This window comes from Micromonospora arida, from assembly GCF_003857035.1.
GTDB lineage: Bacteria > Actinomycetota > Actinomycetes > Mycobacteriales > Micromonosporaceae > Micromonospora > Micromonospora arida.
In genome coordinates this window covers 1-2254 of sequence record NZ_QGSY01000022.1, presented here as the reverse complement: position 1 = coordinate 2254, position 2254 = coordinate 1, and the positions used below count along the sequence as shown (strand labels likewise).

General features: G+C 70.5%; 2 protein-coding genes. One reads left to right on the top strand and one right to left on the bottom strand.

Translation table 11 applies throughout. From position 1 onward, the window contains the following. Positions 1-14: 14 nt before the first annotated feature. Positions 15-1475, bottom strand: coding sequence for a pyridoxal-dependent decarboxylase (locus tag DLJ58_RS00170; protein WP_244218715.1), 1461 nt, complete (start codon positions 1473-1475; stop codon positions 15-17). A 359-nt stretch (positions 1476-1834) separates the two neighbouring features. Between DLJ58_RS00170 and DLJ58_RS00165 the strand changes: the two genes are divergently transcribed. Beyond that, positions 1835-2254 (top strand): cellulose-binding domain-containing protein (locus DLJ58_RS00165; RefSeq protein ID WP_208740733.1); only part of this gene is annotated, 420 nt, incomplete at its 3' end.

Below are 2254 nucleotides of genomic sequence, written 5' to 3'. Positions count from 1 at the left end.
GGGGCGACGGCCGCTCAGGGGGTATGCAGGGTGTTGGCTGCCTCGGAGAGCAGGGTCCAGGCTTCGTCGATGTGCGCTTCGGTGGTCTGGGGTGAACCGACCGCCAGCCGCAGCGTGTAGCGGTCGGCGACGCGGGTGTGCGTGAGATGCACCCGTCCGGTGGCGTTCACCGAGGCCAGTAACGCCGCGTTGGTGTCGTCGTCGGCGCGTAGTCGGAAGCAGACCAGCGAGAACGGGTGCGCCGCGGCCAGCTCGAACCGGCCGTCGGTGCGGACCCGCTCGGCGAACCGTTCGGCCAGCGCCACCCCGGAGCGGATGTGCGCCCGCAGCCCTTCGGCGCCGTACCAGCGCAGCACGAACCACAGCTTGAGGGACCGGAACCGCCGGCCCAGCGGCACCTGCCAGTCCCGGTAGTCGATCACCGCGCCGGATTCGGAGGCCGCGTTGCGCAGGAACTCCGGCAGTACGGTCAGCGCCTCGATCAGTTCGGCCCGGTCGGCCACCCAGAACGCGTCGCAGTCGAAGCCGGTGAGCAGCCACTTGTGCGGGTCGAAGCAGTAGGAGTCGGCGTACTCCAGGCCGGCGTGCGTCCACCGCAGTTCGGGGCAGACGGCGGCGGCGCCCGCGTACGCGGCGTCCACGTGCAGCCAGATCCCGTTATCGGCGCAGATGGCCCCGATCTCCGGCAGCGGGTCGACGGCGGTGGTGGAGGTGGTGCCGATGGTCGCTACCACGATGGCCGGTACGTCACCGGCGGTCAGGTCGGCTTCGATGGCGGCCCGCAGCGCGCCGGGCAGCATCGCCTGGGTGTCCGGGTCCACCTCGATCGACCGGATTCTGTCGCTGCCCAGCCCGGCGATCCGTACCGCCTTCTCGATGGACGAGTGCCCGTGGATGGAGGTGTAGGCGCGATAGCGCCGGTCGATGCCGGTGTGCCGCCAGCGGCCGCCGCTGGCCCGGTGCAGTGCGGCCAGGGTGGCCACCAGCGTCGCCGAGGACGCCGAGTCCTGGATGACCCCACCGCCGGTGCCGGTGGAACGGAACCGCTGTGGCAGGTCCAGTAGGTGGGCCAGCCAGTCCATCATCACCGTCTCCAGCTCGGTGCAGGCCGGGCTGGAGGCCCAGAGCATGCCCTGGACGCCGAGCCCGGAGCTGACCAGGTCCCCCAGCACGCTCGGGCCGGAGGTGTTGCCGGGGAAGTAGCCGAAGAAGCCCGGGTGCTGCCAGTGGGTCAGCCCCGGTACGACGATCGAGTCCAGGTCGGCCAGGATCGCCTCGACCGGTTCGCCGCCGGTGGTGGGCGGCTCGCTGGGTAGGGCGGCGGCCACGGTGCCCGGTGGGTCGGCCGGGGCGACCGGTCGTTGCTCCACTGTCGCCCAGTAGTCGGCGATCCAGTCGACGACGGCGTGGCCGGCGCGACGGAATTCGGCGGGATCCATGTGGTGAGCGCTCACCCGGACGAGTTGATCAGGCATCGATCACCGAGGCAAGGGCGAGAAAGAGCGAGACGCCGCCAATCCAAGAGCGAGACGCCGCCAATCCAAGAGCGAGACGCCGCCGAGGCAAGAGCGAGACGCCACGCAGGAGCGAGACCCACCGGGGTAAGAGCGAGACGCCACGCAAGAGCAGGATGCGCAACCAAGCGACGATGATCGATGTTGCGTGCCGGAAAGCGCTTGCCTTACGATGCGCGGTGAGTCGGATCCGTGAGTTCCAGGGCGTTTCACCCCGATCAGATCGCCGTCCGCCGCCGTCGCGGTGGGTTGGTCCACTGTGCTTCCCGGGCAGGGCCGGTGGGTCGTAGCGATCATCACCGGATCCCCGGAGGCAGCGCATGCACCCGTCCAGACATCGGCTGACCCTGCTCGCCGCCATGACGGCGGCCACCGTCGTGGCCGGCACCCTCGGCACGGTCGTCGCCTCGGCCGCCGCCGTCGGCTGCCGGGTCGACTATCAGATCACCAACCAGTGGCAGGGTGGCTTCGGCGCCAACGTCACCGTCACCAACCTCGGCGACCCGCTCAATGGGTGGGTCGTCACGTGGTCGTACGCCGCGGGCCAGCAGGTCACCCAGGCGTGGAACGCCGCCGTCACCCAGTCCGGCGCCCAGGTCACCGCGCGCAACGTCGACCACAACACCGCCATCGCCACGAACGGCAGCGCCTCGTTCGGCTTCAACGGTTCGTGGACCGGCAGCAACCCGGTGCCGGTCAGCTTCGCGCTCAACGGCACCACCTGCACGGGCGCCCCACCC

Excerpts from the sequence above, each read along its gene's own strand:
- DLJ58_RS00170 (WP_244218715.1), bottom strand. The coding sequence starts at position 1,475 with ATGCCTGATCAACTCGTCCGGGTGAGCGCTCACCACATGGATCCCGCC.